Origin of the sequence: Paenibacillus sp. SAF-068, from assembly GCF_051967555.1 — a bacterium.
Taxonomy (GTDB): domain Bacteria; phylum Bacillota; class Bacilli; order Paenibacillales; family Paenibacillaceae; genus Paenibacillus.
This window is the reverse complement of record NZ_JBQCJX010000005.1, coordinates 263972-280675: the sequence shown is the minus strand read 5'-3', so window position 1 is coordinate 280675 and position 16704 is coordinate 263972. Positions and strand designations below refer to the sequence as shown.

The following is a 16704-nucleotide window of genomic DNA, read 5'->3' as shown; positions in this document are numbered from 1 at the left end:
TCGGGATGTAGCTCAGCTTGGTAGAGCACCTGGTTTGGGACCAGGGGGTCGCATGTTCAAATCGTGTCATCCCGATTTTTTTTATTTTGCGGGTGTAGTTCAATGGTAGAACTTTAGCCTTCCAAGCTAATAGCGTGGGTTCGATTCCCATCACCCGCTTCCGAGTAACATACAGAAAGGCCTTTGCTTATAGCAAGGGCTTTTTTTGCATTAAAAAAATAATTGTATTCCTAATAAATGAGGGTCAATTCTCATTTGATTAAAGAGGGAATCTTTGTTTAAATAAATAGAACAAATCGTATCTGATGTACCGTCTTTATAAAGGAGGGCGAACCGTAATGAAAAGAGCTCTGGTCATTGGCGGAGATGGAACACTAGGTAAAGCTGTTGTTGCGAAGCTGAGAGATCATTCCGTTGAGGTTATTACAGCAGGGAGACAATCCGGGGATGTGCAGGTGGATATGACGTCGACAGAGAGTATTACTTCGCTCTTTGAAACGGTGAGTAACATTGATTACGTCATTGTGGCAGCAGGCCAGACCCATTATGCGAAACTGGAAGAACTGACACCTGAGAATAATATGATTAGTGTGCAGGGAAAACTGCTTGGACAAGTCAATATCGTATTGATTGGTCAGCACTATATTAACGACAAGGGGAGTTTCACACTGGTCAGTGGCATTATACAAGATCACCCTATTGAGAGGGGGGCATCAAGCGCTATGGTTAATGGAGCAATTGATGCGTTTGCCAAAGCGGCAGCGTTTGAGTTGCCCAGAGGCATTCGTTTGAATTCGGTTAGTCCTAATCTGTTTGTAGAGTCGGCGGAGAAATATAAGGATTTCTTTATTGGATTTAATCCCGTACCTGTAGAGAAAGTGGCTAATACGTTTATCCAGAGTGCACTTGGTATCGAAACTGCCCAGACCTTTAAGATCTATTAATTATTAAAAGGGATTCCGATATCAAACAACCATTTCAAGAATAAAACAAGCTCCTCTCCTACGATGTACGCAGGAAGAGGAGCTTGTTCTTTGGCAAGAGTTAACGATTAGTATCTTTCCAAAATGGTCTGTGTCTTCAAGCCATCGGCAGGAATCAGCCAGTTGTTGTTTTCCAGCAATTGCAGCAGTTGGGTACGCAGTCCGGATACGGCTACAGCATCCTCGGTTTTGAAAGAGACTTCTACGATATTCTCAGTACCTGTACCTGCTGCATCACGGATCGGCCATACTTCGAGTGTAAGCTCTTGACCATTCCATGTACCTTCATATCGTTGGAATGTAATCGGGCCATATGCGCGGGATTGAGTCAATTGCTGCTTGCCCCAGTTGGAGGCAGACCAGTTTTTCAATTTGCCAGGAAGCTTGTCCAGTAACATGTTCAAGGCTTCTTGATCTGAAGGAAGCTGAACACCTGTTGCTTTGGTATCAATCTTTTTCGTGTTGGAGAAACTCAGCGTTTGTTTGCCATATCCCCAATCGATCTCCGCCTCGTAATTATCATCCGATTTATCGAACCCTTCTTGGTTAGCCAGTGTCAGCGCTGCGTTGATATCACCATTGATGACAGGGTATCGTTTTTTATAGGTCAACTCGTAATTGTTTTTATCATCCTTCTTGCGAAAACGAACATTCCATCCTTGCTCATCCAGTCCGAGCGCATTGGTGTCAAAATACTCTACGTTAATGTTTCTTGGCGTGGAACTCAGGCCGAGGGTCTGAATCACTTCACTGCGTGGTGTCCCATCTGTATTGAGCACCAGTTCCGGCTTGGCCAGAAACTTTACTTCATAAGCAGGAACAGCATTGGCAGCAGCTGAGGCCTGGGGCGCTCCCAGAAACGTCAATCCACTTCCCAATGTTACGATGCTCAGCATGAATGAGGCGGTTACCTTTTTCCACTTTTTCAAAACCAATCACTCTCCTAATCTGGATTAACGTACAGCTCCCACTTTATCGTCTGAGTATCTGAACGCGATTAACGGGGAAGGCACATTGCGTTAACCCTGCATAGATTTGATGAATGGCAAACGATAGTTTATAGAGGATCAGGGCAATCCACCATAGAAAGGGGGGACTCTTGGCTCACCTCTCGCAGCACTTCTTTGAAACGATTTACCTGAACTGAGGGATGGCGGTCCTTGTTATGTACGGTGTATATATGCCGCGGTGCCTGTTCTCCGGGAATGGGAAGAACCTGAATGAGCCGATGCATCTCCTCCCACCGTACCGCCATCCGAGACATGAACGAGATATGCCCCCCGATTAACACGAGCTGTTTGATTGCTTCCAGGGAATCCATCTCCACCGTACTCCGCAAACGAATGTCATGCTGCACGAGCCATTGGTTGGTCAGCCGCCGAGTACTGGATTCATTGCCATGTAAGGCAAAAGGAATCTGCGCGATATGGTCAGGTGTCAATACATCCTTCTGGGCCAACTCATGCTGCGGAGAGCAGATTAATACCAAGTCATCCTCACACAACGTCTCAGCTTGCAGAGCGGGTCCGACAAATGGCTCCGAAGAGATCACCCCCAGATCAATCTGCTGCCGAATTAACATCTCGCGAATAACGGGTGATGGTTTGACGGATAAGACGATACGAATGCCCGGAAATTCCTGAGAAAAGGTGTTGAGTATGCTGGGCAACAGATATGTAGCCGGTACATAGCTTGCCCCAATGTGCAGGGTGCCCCGATAGAGACTGTCATATTCTTTCACTACGCGTCTTGCCTCTTGGGTCAAAGCATTGATTTTGACGGAATAGTGGAGCAGGGCTTGTCCGGCCTCGGTTAGAAAGGTCTTGCCGCTGCGTGATTCGAATAATCGCACGCCCATCTCTTCCTCCAATGACTTCATATGAAATGTAACAGTGGGTTGTTTGATCCCAAGTAACTCGGCCACGCTTGTCATGTGATGATGCTTGTCGATCAGCTCAACAATTTGCAGTTTGATCAGATTCAATGTCCCAACACTCCTCTCACTTCTATTAGTTCACCTACTATAGATTTAATCTATGAACATCAACAGAATTCATCTAAAAAGTTAATTTCAATTTTACATACAAGACATACAACTCGCGAAAGCGGACGTTAGACTGAGAACAGTGCAAGGGATGAAGTAACAAAAGAGATCAAGTAACAGAAGACAGGCAGGGATGCTTATGAAATTAGAGATCACGGGAATTCAGAAATCATTTAATCAAACACCCGCACTGCTGCCGACAGATCTAACACTTGAACATGGAAAGTTCACGACACTGCTCGGCCCATCGGGCTGTGGCAAAACAACACTGCTCCGCATGTTGGCCGGGCTGGAACAGCCGGATGCGGGGGAGATTCGTGCAGATGGTCAGTGTATCTATTCTGCGGCGAAGCGGATTGATATACCGACACACAAGCGTAATCTGGGCATGGTGTTTCAGGATTTTGCATTATGGCCGCATATGACCGTATATGAAAATGTAGCATTTGGCCTGAAGGCCGGAAAACAAAAATCCGATCTGCGGCAGAAGGTGAATGAAGCCCTTGGCATGGTTCGCCTGCAAGGTATGGAAGATCGTTATCCGCATCAGCTGTCTGGTGGACAGCAGCAACGGGTTGCTTTTGCCAGAGCCGTAGCCGTCAGACCTGGTGTGATCCTGTTCGATGAGCCACTAAGCGCACTGGATGCTGTGCTTCGGGAAGAGATGCGGATCGAGATGATGTCGCTGGTTCGGGACATGGGGCTAACTGCGCTGTACGTCACACATGATCAGATTGAAGCGATGTCCATGTCGGATAAGATTGTGGTGATGCAGAAGGGACGGGTATTGCAAAAGGGTAGCCCGGAAACGATCTACTCCGCGCCAAGTGATCCGTATGTCGCTTCGTTTATCGGAAAGTCCAACTGGCTCACGCCTAATCAATCGATGGTGCGTCCAGAGCATGTGACCTGGAACAAAACAGGTCATGACGATCTGTGTTATCCGGGAACTGTACTCAGCGTCAGCTATGTAGGTGAACGCTACGAAGTGCGAGTGCAGATGGAAGGGCTGGGCGTATGGACAGCCTATGTGAACCAAAGAGTACGCGTAGGAGAGAAGGTCCAGCTATATGTTGTTCCCGAGCGGATATGCCGCATGGATGGACAGGATGGCGAAACTGTGAATCACCGAGAAGTTATCGCAGTAGCTAATTAGCACGGAATAGATGTATGCACTCAATCAAGAGCAGTACAGGTTGAACAACTTAATCAGAAACCAGGGGAGATGGATGAATATGTTGGGGATGAAAACACGGAAAAAGAGCGCAATGCTGTTATTAACGGCGGTTATGAGTATCAGTTTGTTCGGATGTAGTACAGGGAACCCGACCACTGGCAATGCGGCACAACCTGCAAGTGAAGGAAACACGGCAGCAGCGGCAGAAACAACAAAACCGGCTGGCGGCAAACTGGTATTGTACAGTGCTGGCCCACAGAAGCTGGCCGATAACATTGTGAGCGGATTTACAGACAAAACAGGGATCGAAGTCGAGATGTTTCAGGGAACGACAGGCAAAATTCTGGCTCGTATGGAAGCCGAGAAGTCCAATCCGGTGGCAGACGTTGTAATCCTGGCCTCGTTACCCTCAGCACAGGCTTTGAAAGCCGATGGACTGACGATGCCTTACCCGGAAGCAGCTAATGCAGACAAGCTGAACAAGGACTGGTCGGATGCAGAAGGCAACTATTTCAGCAGCAGTGCTTCCGCACTGGGTATTGTGTATAACACCAAACTGGTATCTACACCGCCAACAAGTTGGGCAGAACTTGCTACGCCAGCGTGGAAAGATGCAGTGAACATTCCCGACCCTACCTTATCAGGTTCGGCACTCGACTTCATCACAGGATACCTGAGTGCGAATGGTGAAAAAGGATGGGATCTGCTGAGTGCTTACAAAGCCAATGGAGTAGCGATGGCAGGAGCCAACCAGGAAGCCCTTGATCCGGTCATTACAGGTGCGAAAAGCATCGTAGCCGCAGGTGTGGACTACATGGCGTATTCCTCCAAGGCAAAAGGTGAACCACTGGATATCGTGTACCCTGAGGAAGGCACGGTCATCAGCCCAAGACCGGCAGCGATTCTGAAATCCAGTCCGAATGTAGAGAATGCCAAAGCGTTCATTGACTACCTGTTGTCTGATGAAGCACAGAAGCTTGTTGCAGATGCTTATCTGATCCCGGGCCGCGAAGATATTGAAGCAACTAACCGTGCCAATGTGAAGGATATTCCACAACTTAAAGTGGATTGGAACTGGATGAGCGAACATGGCGAAGAGACAGCAGCGCGTTTCTCCGAGACGTTTAAATAGGTACTTTTGCGTAAATTCAAAAAAGCGTCTTTCAATAAGCAAGGTATCGATCAAAATACTTCTACTCGTCTAAATCGTACCTGCTGTCTGTGGAAAGTCATGTGAGGTGAACGTAGTGAAACCTGTTGTAATGGACAACAACCGAATTTTTCGGAGAGTGGGCGTGATTCTGGCCCTCTTTCTGCTGACCATAAGCATTGGGGTACCGCTCTTGCTGATTTTCTGGCAAAGTGTGTATGTGAACGGACAGTGGGAATGGATGGCTCCGATTCGCACGATTACAGGTCATCATCTATCTGGTGTGTTGCTGAATTCCGTCTGGCTTGGCATCTGCGTTGTAGCGGTAACCACGTTGCTGGCGCTGCCGCTGGCCTGGATGATGGCGAAGACCCGGATGGGTGAGCATCGCTGGGTGGATGTAATCCTGATGATTCCATTCATGACCCCGCCGTATATCGGCTCGATGGGCTGGATTCTGTTTATGCAAAAAGGGGGGTATCTCCAGCAGTGGGTACCCTCATCTGTAGGCTGGAGTGAGCTGTTCTTCAGCTTCTGGGGCATGGTGCTCATCATGAGCCTGCACCTGTTCCCATTCCTGTATCTGCTGCTTCGTGATGCACTGATCCGCATCGGGGGCAATCTGGAAGAAGCGGGGGCTGTGCACGGTGCACGTGCAGGGTACCGTTTCAGACGCATTATTTTACCCTTACTGTTATCGTCCTACGGCATGGGGATCATGCTGGTCTTTGTCAAAACGATTGCGGAATTCGGAACACCGGCAACCTTCGGGCGCAAAATTGGCTATTATGTCATGACCTCCGAAATTCATAAGTACATCTCCAGTTGGCCGATTGACTTCGGCAAGGCGACTTCACTGGCATCGGTGCTGCTGTCCGTCTGTCTGGTGATGTGGTATATGCAGTCTGCCATGAGTCGGAAGTTCACATATCGTCTGGTTGGTGGCAAAGGGCAACGTTCGAAGCGATACTCCCTTCGTGGTGGAGCAGGATGGTTGTGCGGGGTATATCTTGCGATTCTGTTGATCCTGTCGGTGGGTATCCCGTATTTCTCCATCATTGCGGCTTCGACCATGAAGCTAAGGGGATCGGGACTCGCATTTGATAATCTGACCTTGGATCATTACAAAGAGTTGTTATCTTGGGGATCGGTGAGTATGAAGGCCATTGGGAACAGTCTGGGATTATCCCTCGCGGCTTCAACTGTTGCGGTTATTATCGGTACGGGATTTGCGCTTGCGATCGGCAGATCATCTTCATTCATGCAGCGTGTGATTGACTTGTTCAGTCTGTTGCCTAATACCGTCCCAGGTATCGTGATGGTTGTGGGTCTGATTCTCTTCTGGAACTCACCCTGGATGCCAGTGACGTTGTATAACACCTATGGCATGGTTGTGCTCACGTACGTCGTTCTCTTCTTGCCTTACACCGTGCAATATGTAAAATCGAGCTTCACCCAGATTGACGGAACCTTGTTCCAGGCTGGGCAAGTCTTTGGCGGGAAGCCGCTGTATATTCTGCGGCGTATCCTGATTCCGCTGATCCTGCCAGGCATGCTGGCCGGCTGGATGATGACCTTTACGATTGCTACCCGAGAGCTGGTAGGTTCGTTGTTAATTCTCCCGCCGTCCATGCAGACGTCGGCGACGTATATTTTTGCCCAGTTTGAACAAGGTCAGGTATCGCTTGGAATGGCGATGGCCGTAGTTACCGTAGGCATGACAGTGCTGATGCTGCTTGGAATCGAAATGCTGAATTCAAAGAGAAAGTGGAATGCATCATGATCAAACTAAACGTATGGGGCGGGGCAGGGGAACATGGACGTTCTGCCTATCTCCTGAGCGGGAGCAAGTTTCGCCTTTTGCTGGATTGTGGTGTCAAAAAAGAAGGCACGGGCCAGTATCCGCTGATTAACCCGGAGATTGTTCCACAGCTGGACGCAGTCCTCTTGTCTCACGCCCATGAGGATCATTCGGTTGCCATCCCATTGTTGTATAAGATGGGCTACCAGGGTGAAGTGTGGACGACAAGGGAGACGAGGGCACAACTGCGTACGTATTTTGCCAACTGGCGTAGGTTTGCAGAGCGTGTAGGCGAAGAACTTCCTTATGATGAAGCAGATGAGCAAGCTATTCGTTATCGGTATCTGGAGGATGAGGTGGTATCCCAAACCTGGTTCGAACCAATTCCTGAAGTAAAAGTGATGTGGGGACGGAGTGGACATCTTGCTGGATCGGTGTGGTTTGGACTTGAGATGGAAGCTAAGCGGATTTTCTATTCCGGAGACTACACATCCGAATCGATGCTTTTACAGGAGGATTGTCCAGCGGAGGCATTCTGGCAGAAAAGCATGCTTCGTGAAAATCCGGTATTCAATGTTCCAAACAGCGAACAGTGGGGTACGGAGAAAATAATCGCTAGGAATGGTGGGCAAAAGGCTGGAGAATTCATAGCTTCACAGGAACGGATAATTGTTGCATCAGAGATATCGTCAAACACCTTCGTATCCAAGGGAATATCCATGAAGCAGGGAAACTTCACATCCAACGAAGCAGATGGAGCAGGCAGAGCAAACGTAGCAGCAATATCTTCCTTCGGATTGGTGGATCTGGCAATCATTGATGCTGCCTATGGTACGGACCAGGATACACAGGCTGACAAACTGGAACAGCTCGAACGAGCCATTCGCCACACGATTGCTCAAGGTGGAAAGGTGCTCTTACCCATGCCTGTCGTGGGGCGTGGACAGGAGATCATACTGTGGGCACAGCAACAATTCCCGGCTGTTCCAATTGTAATGGAACAAGGGTTAATGGACGGCATGAAGCAGCTTATGCATGTTCCATACTGGTTGAGGAAGCAGGGAGAGCATGTCACCGGAGGTTCGTTGCAAGACGAAATTGATTGCTTTCTGACCGGACGAGGATGGGATCTGCCTACGACCACCCAAGAGCGGGAACGACTGTTGGAACATCATGCTGCGTCGCTATGGTTCATTCCAGATGGAATGATGCAGTCATCCCTTGCACGTTGGTATTATAGTCAATTTTCGGACAGGGAGGAGAATCTGATTCTGCTCACCGGGCATGTTGCTCACGGCACATTTGCTGATAAGCTATTACGGGTACCTGGCCAGTATGGGGCATGTGAAGTACAGAAAATTCGCTATAAAGTGCATCAGGGCTGGAAGGATGTCGAGCAGATGCTGCATCGGGTTCCAGCAAGGCATACGGTCCTTGTGCATGCTGATCGAGCAGAGACGGACAGATTAAAAGACAGTTTGCTTAGAAATAGCCCGTCACCGGAAACAGTTATACATTCACTGTCTGCGGGTGACGAGCTATATGTGTGAGAATTGTACATGAATTGAATTGTCACGTTATCTGAGAGCGTCCCTGGGGGCGTTCTTTTTCCATTGGCGTGTGATTATTCAGGGTTTGCGATGAATGGGGTGCTCAAGTTCGGCATGACCCATCAAGCTATCAACGGCTGTATCGGCCACCAATATATCCAGGCTGTTCACTTCAGCAAATTGAAACAACGGTGTTAATAATCCCAGAATATACCTAAATAATATAAATGGTAAAAATGAAAAATGTTTCTTTTTTAATCAAATCAAAGAGACGATCCTGCTGAAGGATCGCCTCTTATTACTTTTTATGAAAATAACATTATTGTAATTGCAATGCTTGGGCTGTCTTGGCCTCCACTTCATCCAAAAGTGAAGTCATGTCCATACCTGCGTGGTTGCCAAGCAGGATAATGGTGATATCATCAGACAGATTACGTGAAAAGGCTGTAGCGAACCCACCGCCACTACCGTTGTGGAAGAGGGTACGGTTGGTGCCTTTCTCTTTGAGAATCCAGGCGTAGCCATAGTTTTTATCGGAGTAAGGCTCATACATCTGTTCAATCGTATCTTGGCTTAGAATCTTGTCCGTATACAGTGCACGATCCCATTTCAGCATATCGTCTACCGTGGAATAGATGGTGCCTGATCCGGATTGAGAGACATAATAAGGGGCAGTTACCCAGGCGTTATCTTTTTGGACAAAACCACTAATCGTATGCACTTTACGGGAAGCTTCTCCTGAATTTTTCATGCCAAGTGGTTTCAGTATCGTCTGCTGTACATAATCGGCATAACTCATGCCGGATACCTGTTCAACCACGTAGGCAAGCAAAACATACCCGCTGTTGCTGTATAGATATGCACTCCCTGGTTCAAACTTCAGCGTTTTGTGGCGAATCTCTTCCACAGTCTCTTCCATGGAAGTTCCTTCACTCCGACCAAATGCGGATGGCAGACCTGAAGTCTGGGATAAGAGCATATGCAGTGTGATCTGATCTCCCTTCGGTATACCCGAGATATACTTGGAGATTGGGTCTTGCACCTGAATCTTACCATCCTCCACGAGACTCAGAATGGACGCAGCCGTGAAGGATTTGCTCAGCGATGCGATTCGGGTCTTCTGATCTGGGCGATTTAGCGTCTGTTCATCCGCAAGTCCGTAGCCTTGTTTTAGCAGAACCTCGCCATCGCGGGCAATTAGCGCCATACCTGGATAGTTAATCTCGCGGAGATATGTATCCACGCTGGTAACTTCGCTGTTCAGCAGACTGACCTGATCCGTGACCATATTTACGCTCATCTGTCCTGTAGCTGTGCGTTGGACCTTGATGTCTGCCTTGATTGCATTAGCCATGGCCCGGACAGGTACCATCAACGTACCGTTAATTGTACGTGAATTCACACCTGTAGACAGATTGACCTGGTTTACCCTAATGGAATCGCTGCCAGACTGATGGATCAGTTTGTCTCTGCCAACGGTAATGGTGGCTGTCTTGGTGCGATTATCCCATTTCAACGTACCTTTAACGGATGTGACCACATCCCGCAGAGGAACAAACGTTGAGCCTTTGATGATAAGTGGTGCGTTCTTCCAGGACTGCTGCTCACCATTCACTTCAATGTGAACTGCTTGCGTTGCCTGGGCTGCGGATGCCGTGATACCGGCTTGTCCCAGAATCGGGCCTGTGCACAGAATGAACGCTAACAGGATACGGAACATGGATGAATATACCGTGGAAACAGGTTGTTGCACGTGTGACTTACGTAAGATGTGAATCCTCCCCTTCCAATCGTTTCATGAATAGACAACTTATGAGCATTGTAAACGATCTCGCTTGGAGGGTCAAAACGATTAGCGGTTATATTCCATATCATCTAATTGGATCATCTAAATTAAATTTGTACTAATTTAGTATCTATACATAATATTTTTAGAGCGATTGTCCGATAAAAGGATGGGTGAAGATTATGATGGGGGATAGTTAAATGAAGAAAAGGATTCGAAACTGGTTTACTTTAACCGTAAAAAAACGCCTGATCGCTGCATTGCTCCTGTTCCTGATTGTTCCGAGCATTACCGTGGGTTGGTTGTCTTATCAAAAAGCTGCTGACCAGGTTAAGCAGGAAATTATTCGTTCCGCACAGGCCAAAACAGAAATGCTTAGTCTGCAGATAAATCAAATGCTTGAAATGGAGAAGGACAACGCGGCACAGATGGCTGCGGGTATGACTTCAAACGATGTTATTAACAAATCCCCTGCGCTTCAAAGGCAGATGGATCGGATGTCTCAGAATCATAAGGAACTGGGTGTACTCACCGCAGGTGCGGACGATGGCAGCTGGATGAAATCCCCAGAATCCGAGGAACAAAATTATGATCCTCGAGAGCGTTCATGGTATAAGATGGGCATGTCTCAGGATGAACCTGTAATCTCAGATACGTTCCAATCGGCTTCGACGGGTGAATGGGTTGTGACCGCGGCGGCCAAGCTGGCTGATGGCAAAGGGGTATTCGGGGCCAATGTCAGTCTCAATCATCTGAAAGAATCCGTAGATCAGATACGTATTGGTAAAGAAGGAAAACTGTACATGCTAGATAACGGGGGTAAGTTCCTGTTCCATTACAATATTGAATCCGGTACACAGTCGGATGAACCTTACATTAATGAGATGTATACGAAAGAAAACGGAACCGTGAAGTATACATATGATGGTCACGAAGTGGAAGCTGTGTATTTCACCAATCCGGTGACAGGCTGGAAAATTGTTGGCGAGATGGTTCCTTCCGAAGCAACGGAAGCCGTAATGCCTATTTTGATTCGTTCCATTACAATTGTGGCATCTGCAATGGTTATCGGGTTGATTTTGCTTGTTTTCATTATCCGCAGCATTCATCGCCCATTACTGCAATTGACACAGGCAGCATCCCAAGTAAGTGCAGGTGACCTGACCGTTCGTGTAGGCTTGCAGCGCAAGGATGAGTTCGGACTGCTTGGAGAAAGCTTCGACACGATGACGACTTCACTGCGTAGTGTGCTTGGAGAGGTGCATGATACTTCAAGCCAGCTGGCAGCATCTTCGGAAGAGCTGATGGCAAGTTCCGAGCAGACGTCCAAAGCTACAGAACAGGTGGCTGAACTGATGCAGGATGCAGCTGCAGGAACGACTTTGCAAAACAATAGTCTCGCTGCTACAGGCCAACTTGTGGGCGAAATGTCCATCGGAGTCAAAGAAATCTCATCCAGTGCTGAAGACACCGCTCGTATCGCTCTCGATGCTTCCACCAAGTCGGAAGCGGGTATGGTTACCGTGGAAGAAGCGGTTAGCCACATTCAGCAGGTGAATGATGAGAGCAAGGCCATGTCTGTGGTCATTGAGGATCTGCGCGCGAAAAATGAAGAGATTCTTGTAATTGTGGCCGAGATTACGGCCATTGCCAAACAGACAAACATCCTCGCATTGAATGCATCCATAGAAGCTTCAAGAGCTGGCGAGCAAGGACGAGGATTCGCTGTTGTAGCCAACGAAGTGAAGTCACTGGCTCACAGTTCAGGCGCTTCAGCAGAGCGCATTAATGAGCTTATGCATGAGATGCAGCAGAAAACCAATGCAGTACAATCCACCTTTGCACGTACGGGAGAAGGTATGGTGAAGAGTTCGCAGATGGTTATCGAAGCGGGCGAAGCATTCCAGAACATTCGCACTGCGGTTCAGTTGGTGGCTGCACAAGCTGGAGAAGTATCCGCGGCTTCCCGTCAGATTGATGGCGGCATGAGTCATATCAACAAGGCAGTAAGTGATACAATGGCTCTGTCAGATAAAATTGCCTCTGGAACGGAAGATGGATCGGCGGCGGCTCAAGAGCAATTGGCCACAATGGAAGAGGTTGCAGCATCTTCGGCAGCATTGTCACGTATGGCTGAAGATCTGCAAAGCATGATTGAACGGTTTAAGCTGTAACAGCAATTGTATTGAAACAATGAGTGAAGATAACTGTCTAAGAAGGAGCTGAAAAGCCCTTTCTGCGATGAGACTGCAGGGTTGTGACCCTGCGGTCTTTTTTTTATTGAATATGGGGCATCTGTTATGTCCTCAAACACAGGTTTTTTTCCAGTCATGTTGACATGTAATAAACGAAATTATAAAATGTCTATAAATAAACAAACATTAATATATAAAGTTAAATATTATTTGGTTGAAATAACCATAACAATGATAAAAAGGAGCTTTGCCATGAAATCATCGGAACCCTGGTTGCAAACCGCTTCATTGGAAGAGATCAAGCGTGGTTATATGGAGGAGGGTGCTGCCTATACATGCGTCTGCTGCGGATACAGAACGGAAGCGGGGATTATCTACCCTGAAGAAGGAGTTCTCTATGAGGCAGCACGCTATATGAGAGTGCATATTGAGAAGATTCATGGGTCGGTATTCGAGTATTTACTGGAGCTGGATAAAAGTGTAACCGGATTATCCGATGTCCAGCGTGGCCTATTGGCTCAATTTCATGAAGGAAAGAAGGATGTTGAAGTACAGAAGGCCCTGGGTATTGGGAGTGCTTCCACGATCCGGAATCATCGATTTGTATTGAAGGAGAAGGAACGGCAGGCCAAGATATTCCTGGCATTAATGGAACTTCTCAAAAGCAAGGATACCCAGGCTCCGGCCGAATGGGTGTCACCGGTGACAAGACATGAGCATACGATTCATCCTGGCTCATTTGATATTACAGAACAGGATCGGCAGAAGGTGCTGAATAAATATTTTCCGGAGGGTACTGGCGGTCCACTGACGACGTTTCATATGCAGCAAAAGCATAAATATATCGTGCTCACCGAGATAGCCAAACGATTCGATACAGAGCGCCAATATTCCGAAAAACAGGTCAATGAGCTGCTGAAGGAATTTAATGAGGATTACGTGGAAATACGGAGGTATCTCATCGACTATGGTTTGCTCGAACGTGAGCCAGACGGCAGTCAGTATTGGCTGGGAAGCCGCGCAGATCAACAGAGCGCCACAGATGGAAAACAGGAACGCAAAGAAAAGGGGGAGCAGGAGAAGATGAATCGTCGCAAAGAATTGCAGGAACAGGCGAAGGAAGTCAAAACGGAAGCAGGCGTCTACCAAATTCGGAATGAACGTAATAACAAAGTCTATATCGACAGCACGCTTAACTTGAAAACCATTAACGGACAACGGTTTATGCTACAGATGGGTAGCCATCTGAATCGGAGGTTGCAGGCTGAATGGAATGAATATGGGGAGAATGCCTTCGTAATTGAAGTGTTGGAGACATTGAAGCCGGATGATAACCCGTATTACGACCCCAAAGATGCCCTCGCCAAATGTCTGAACCGCTGGTTTGAACAGTTAGAGCCCTATGGAGATCAAGGGTACCACGGAGATAAAAAGCCATCTGCTGAATAAGCGGGACATGTTCCTCTCTGAAATGCCTGACCTATTATAACCCAAAGCCCCTTTGCCAATATGATGGCATAGGGGCTTTGGGTGTTACAGACTACCTATTATATAAGTTGAACTAATCTTTTACACGATAACGGAGAGGACAGAAAAAACCTGAAAAAGCGAAGCGGTCGCCTGAAAGCTTTCTGAAAGAAAGCTGCATCGAAAGCATACGCTATCCCCGGATTTTCTCCTCCTTTGGAAAAGGGAATCAAAAAATCTGGGGATAACAGCGATTGGAAGGTTATTCTGTCATCGTAGTGTTAGTGTAAACAATCTTTAGTTCAACGATTACAGCTTGAATTGTTCCACCAGCTTCTGCAGTTTATGGGCCAGATGGGCAAGGGAATCAGCAGAGGAAGATATCTCCTGCATGGAAGCGACCTGCTCCTCCGTTGCAGCGGAGATGTTCTCTGTTCCATCGGCATTGGTTTCCGATATCGTGTGGATCTGATCAATGGATTGCACCACTTCTGCTGTACTTGCAGACATCTGCTGTGAGGCAGCTGCAATGTTCTCAAGCTGATGGTTGACGACCCCGACGGCCTGACTAATCTGGGCAAAAGCTTCATCTGCAAACTGAACGGCACGAATACCGTTGCCAACATCCTGTTGCCCGATCTGAACATTGTGATTGGCCATTGCAATCTCCTGTTGAATTGCCCCGACCATCTCTACAATCTTCTGGCCTGACAGGCTGGACTGCTCCGCGAGCTTGCGAACTTCGCTGGCAACAACGGAGAAGCCACGTCCATGCTCACCTGCACGTGCTGCTTCAATCGAAGCATTAAGCGCAAGCAAATTGGTCTGTGCAGCGATGTCTGTAATGACCGAAACCATCTCGCCAATGGATGTGGAATGCTGTTCAAGTCGTCCAGCAGTATCTGCCATACCTTGCACGAAGCGACTGACAGAATCCATCTCGGATACAGCCGTTTGCATGGTAGCATTTCCTTTATCCGCGAGCTCACTGGCTTGCATGGCGGCTTCGGATACTTGCTGTGTGCTGTTCGTAACCTGTCCCACACCTCCGGCAAGCTCATTCATCTGCTGTGCCGTATGCTTCAGGCTGCTGGCTTGTTTCTCAAGTCCAGCTGCAGATTCTTCCGTGATCAGGGCAACTTGCTCTGTTGCTTTGGTCGTCTCGGATGAATTGACTGCCAATTGTGTGGAAGAGGCAGTTAACTCGTCAGCCGTGTGGCGTACGTCCTGAATGACATTTCGTAAAGATTCACTCATCTTATTGAAGCTGGTGCTCAGCTTGCCGAATTCATCCTGCCCCAATACAGCAACCTCAATGGTCAGATTACCATCACTGATTTCGTTGGATGCCTTCACCAGGCGATTCAGCGGTTTGGTGATCGACTGAACAATCCAGAAAATAATGATGGAGCTTACAGCGATCGCAATCGCGATAACGATAAGTGTAGTGTACAGGATTGGACGGACAGATGCCGTCACTTCCCCACTATCAATGACACCGACCACGGTCCAGCCCGTCGTTTCATTGGTGGAGAAAAAGGCGTGTTCCTGGTTTCCATTTAGTGTATAAGTCAGACTTCCGTTCTTCTGTGCAAAAATATCTTTATAGGGTTCCATGGTTCCTTCGGTCCCTGGTTTTTCGGTAGGATGGACAATGATTTTGTTGGCATTATCAATGATATAGACATAACCCTTCTCACCAATCTTTGTGGAATTAACGGTCTTCGAGAGGGCTTCAAGCGACAGGCTGACAGAGACGACTCCATGGCCATCTGCTGAGGTCTGAGCTACCGAAGCAACAACATTGCCGGTATTGCTTGATATGTAAGGGGTGATTACGGTAGGAACATCTTTGTTCTGTGTAGCAGCCTGATACCATGGGCGTTCGCGCGGGTCATATCCTTCTTTGTTCACAGCAGTTACAGGGGAGTTAATATACACGCCCTGATCCGTGCCGATGGAGGCAAGTTCCACGTCCTCATGCGTTTCCTTGTACGCGTCAAGCAAGGTACGGATGGTATCTGTCTCGTCCCCCTGATTAGGTCCGACATTGCCTGCATCCAGCTGACTTGCCAGAAAATCCACATTTTTGCGTGTTGCGCCAATGATCTGGTCAATGGTCTGGTTGAGCACAGTAACATTGCTGATTGCGTTCTCATACATTTTCTCTTCGACCTTGGCCTCGGCTGTTTGGAACGAGATAATGCCCAGACTGATTGTGGGAATGAGTAGCACGATGGCAAATGACAAAATCAGTTTCTCTCTCATCTGCAGCGTTCTTTTGGTCCTTTGTTTATTAATCTTCTTCATACACATTCCCCCTCTGTGTAATCCAACCATTTCCCTGGTGGATATATCCAATCTGGTAAAGTTTCCAACATTTCCAGATGTTTCTGGTGCTATCGTATGACAAAATTCGAGTTTATTCAACATTATTTATGAGTTTTACGAAAATATTTTTCGGAATTGTAGGTATTTAGAATTATATCTGTTCTATAAAAAGCATTCTGTCTCTCTCTTAGTGTACATCTTGTGGTATATTTCTGAATTA

11 protein-coding genes and 2 tRNA genes are annotated in these 16704 nt (G+C 47.6%); 9 read left to right on the top strand and 4 right to left on the bottom strand.

Annotated features, from left to right (window positions below; all coding sequences use genetic code 11):
- Nucleotide 1 precedes the first annotated feature (1 nt).
- The 3 genes from ACTHPG_RS24010 (at nucleotide 2) to ACTHPG_RS24000 (ending at nucleotide 944) form a co-directional block, all read left to right on the top strand.
- Nucleotides 2-75: transfer RNA gene (locus ACTHPG_RS24010), tRNA-Pro, on the top strand.
- A gap of 13 nt (nucleotides 76-88) precedes the next feature.
- Nucleotides 89-159, top strand: a tRNA-Gly gene (locus ACTHPG_RS24005).
- A 179-nt stretch (nucleotides 160-338) separates the two neighbouring features.
- A complete protein-coding gene (locus ACTHPG_RS24000) occupies nucleotides 339-944 on the top strand; it encodes a short chain dehydrogenase (protein WP_440391863.1) in 606 nt (201 codons plus the stop codon).
- 107 nt (nucleotides 945-1051) lie between these two features.
- Here ACTHPG_RS24000 and ACTHPG_RS23995 read toward each other — a convergent pair whose 3' ends face one another.
- Together ACTHPG_RS23995 and ACTHPG_RS23990 are read right to left on the bottom strand one after the other, a co-directional pair.
- Nucleotides 1052-1912 (bottom strand): hypothetical protein, encoded by an 861-nt coding sequence (locus tag ACTHPG_RS23995; protein WP_440391862.1) that lies wholly within the window; start codon nucleotides 1910-1912, stop codon nucleotides 1052-1054.
- A gap of 128 nt (nucleotides 1913-2040) precedes the next feature.
- Nucleotides 2041-2967: a LysR family transcriptional regulator gene (locus tag ACTHPG_RS23990; RefSeq protein WP_440391861.1), complete on the bottom strand. Its 927-nt coding sequence runs from the start codon at nucleotides 2965-2967 to the stop codon at nucleotides 2041-2043.
- Between the two features lie 199 nt (nucleotides 2968-3166).
- Here ACTHPG_RS23990 and ACTHPG_RS23985 point away from each other — a divergent pair, with 199 nt between their 5' ends.
- From ACTHPG_RS23985 to ACTHPG_RS23970, 4 genes are all read left to right on the top strand, one after another.
- Complete coding sequence (locus tag ACTHPG_RS23985) at nucleotides 3167-4183, top strand: ABC transporter ATP-binding protein (RefSeq protein WP_440391860.1); 1017 nt, start codon at nucleotides 3167-3169, stop codon at nucleotides 4181-4183.
- Nucleotides 4184-4262: 79 nt separating this feature from the next.
- Entirely contained in the window at nucleotides 4263-5336 is a 1074-nt protein-coding gene (locus tag ACTHPG_RS23980) for an ABC transporter substrate-binding protein (RefSeq protein WP_440391859.1), read from the top strand.
- 130 nt (nucleotides 5337-5466) lie between these two features.
- Nucleotides 5467-7137, top strand: a complete 1671-nt coding sequence (locus ACTHPG_RS23975; protein WP_440391872.1) for an ABC transporter permease — start codon at nucleotides 5467-5469, stop codon at nucleotides 7135-7137.
- Complete coding sequence (locus ACTHPG_RS23970; protein ID WP_440391858.1) at nucleotides 7134-8705, top strand: MBL fold metallo-hydrolase; 1572 nt, start codon at nucleotides 7134-7136, stop codon at nucleotides 8703-8705. Before ACTHPG_RS23975 ends, ACTHPG_RS23970 begins: the two co-directional genes overlap by 4 nt.
- Nucleotides 8706-9024: 319 nt before the next feature.
- On the opposite strand, the gene ACTHPG_RS23965 is transcribed toward ACTHPG_RS23970, so the two are convergent.
- Nucleotides 9025-10458: a serine hydrolase gene (locus ACTHPG_RS23965; protein WP_440391857.1), complete on the bottom strand. Its 1434-nt coding sequence runs from the start codon at nucleotides 10456-10458 to the stop codon at nucleotides 9025-9027.
- 233 nt (nucleotides 10459-10691) lie between these two features.
- Between ACTHPG_RS23965 and ACTHPG_RS23960 the strand changes: the two genes are divergently transcribed.
- On the top strand, nucleotides 10692-12665 hold the full coding sequence (locus tag ACTHPG_RS23960; protein WP_440391856.1) for a methyl-accepting chemotaxis protein: 1974 nt from the start codon (nucleotides 10692-10694) through the stop codon (nucleotides 12663-12665).
- 273 nt (nucleotides 12666-12938) lie between these two features.
- Nucleotides 12939-14135, top strand: a complete 1197-nt coding sequence (locus tag ACTHPG_RS23955) for a DUF2087 domain-containing protein (RefSeq protein WP_440391855.1) — start codon at nucleotides 12939-12941, stop codon at nucleotides 14133-14135.
- A gap of 327 nt (nucleotides 14136-14462) precedes the next feature.
- On the opposite strand, the gene ACTHPG_RS23950 is transcribed toward ACTHPG_RS23955, so the two are convergent.
- Complete coding sequence (locus ACTHPG_RS23950; protein WP_440391854.1) at nucleotides 14463-16463, bottom strand: methyl-accepting chemotaxis protein; 2001 nt, start codon at nucleotides 16461-16463, stop codon at nucleotides 14463-14465.
- Nucleotides 16464-16704 lie beyond the last annotated feature (241 nt).

What these genes read in the sequence shown, in the direction of transcription:
- ACTHPG_RS24000 (WP_440391863.1), top strand. Translation starts at nt 339, where the DNA reads ATGAAAAGAGCTCTGGTCATTGGCGGAGATGGAACACTAGGTAAAGCT.
- ACTHPG_RS23985 (WP_440391860.1), top strand. Translation starts at nt 3,167, where the DNA reads ATGAAATTAGAGATCACGGGAATTCAGAAATCATTTAATCAAACACCC.
- ACTHPG_RS23980 (WP_440391859.1), top strand. Translation starts at nt 4,263, where the DNA reads ATGTTGGGGATGAAAACACGGAAAAAGAGCGCAATGCTGTTATTAACG.
- ACTHPG_RS23975 (WP_440391872.1), top strand. Translation starts at nt 5,467, where the DNA reads ATGGACAACAACCGAATTTTTCGGAGAGTGGGCGTGATTCTGGCCCTC.
- ACTHPG_RS23970 (WP_440391858.1), top strand. Translation starts at nt 7,134, where the DNA reads ATGATCAAACTAAACGTATGGGGCGGGGCAGGGGAACATGGACGTTCT.
- ACTHPG_RS23960 (WP_440391856.1), top strand. Translation starts at nt 10,692, where the DNA reads ATGAAGAAAAGGATTCGAAACTGGTTTACTTTAACCGTAAAAAAACGC.
- ACTHPG_RS23955 (WP_440391855.1), top strand. Translation starts at nt 12,939, where the DNA reads ATGAAATCATCGGAACCCTGGTTGCAAACCGCTTCATTGGAAGAGATC.
- ACTHPG_RS23950 (WP_440391854.1), bottom strand. Translation starts at nt 16,463, where the DNA reads ATGAAGAAGATTAATAAACAAAGGACCAAAAGAACGCTGCAGATGAGA.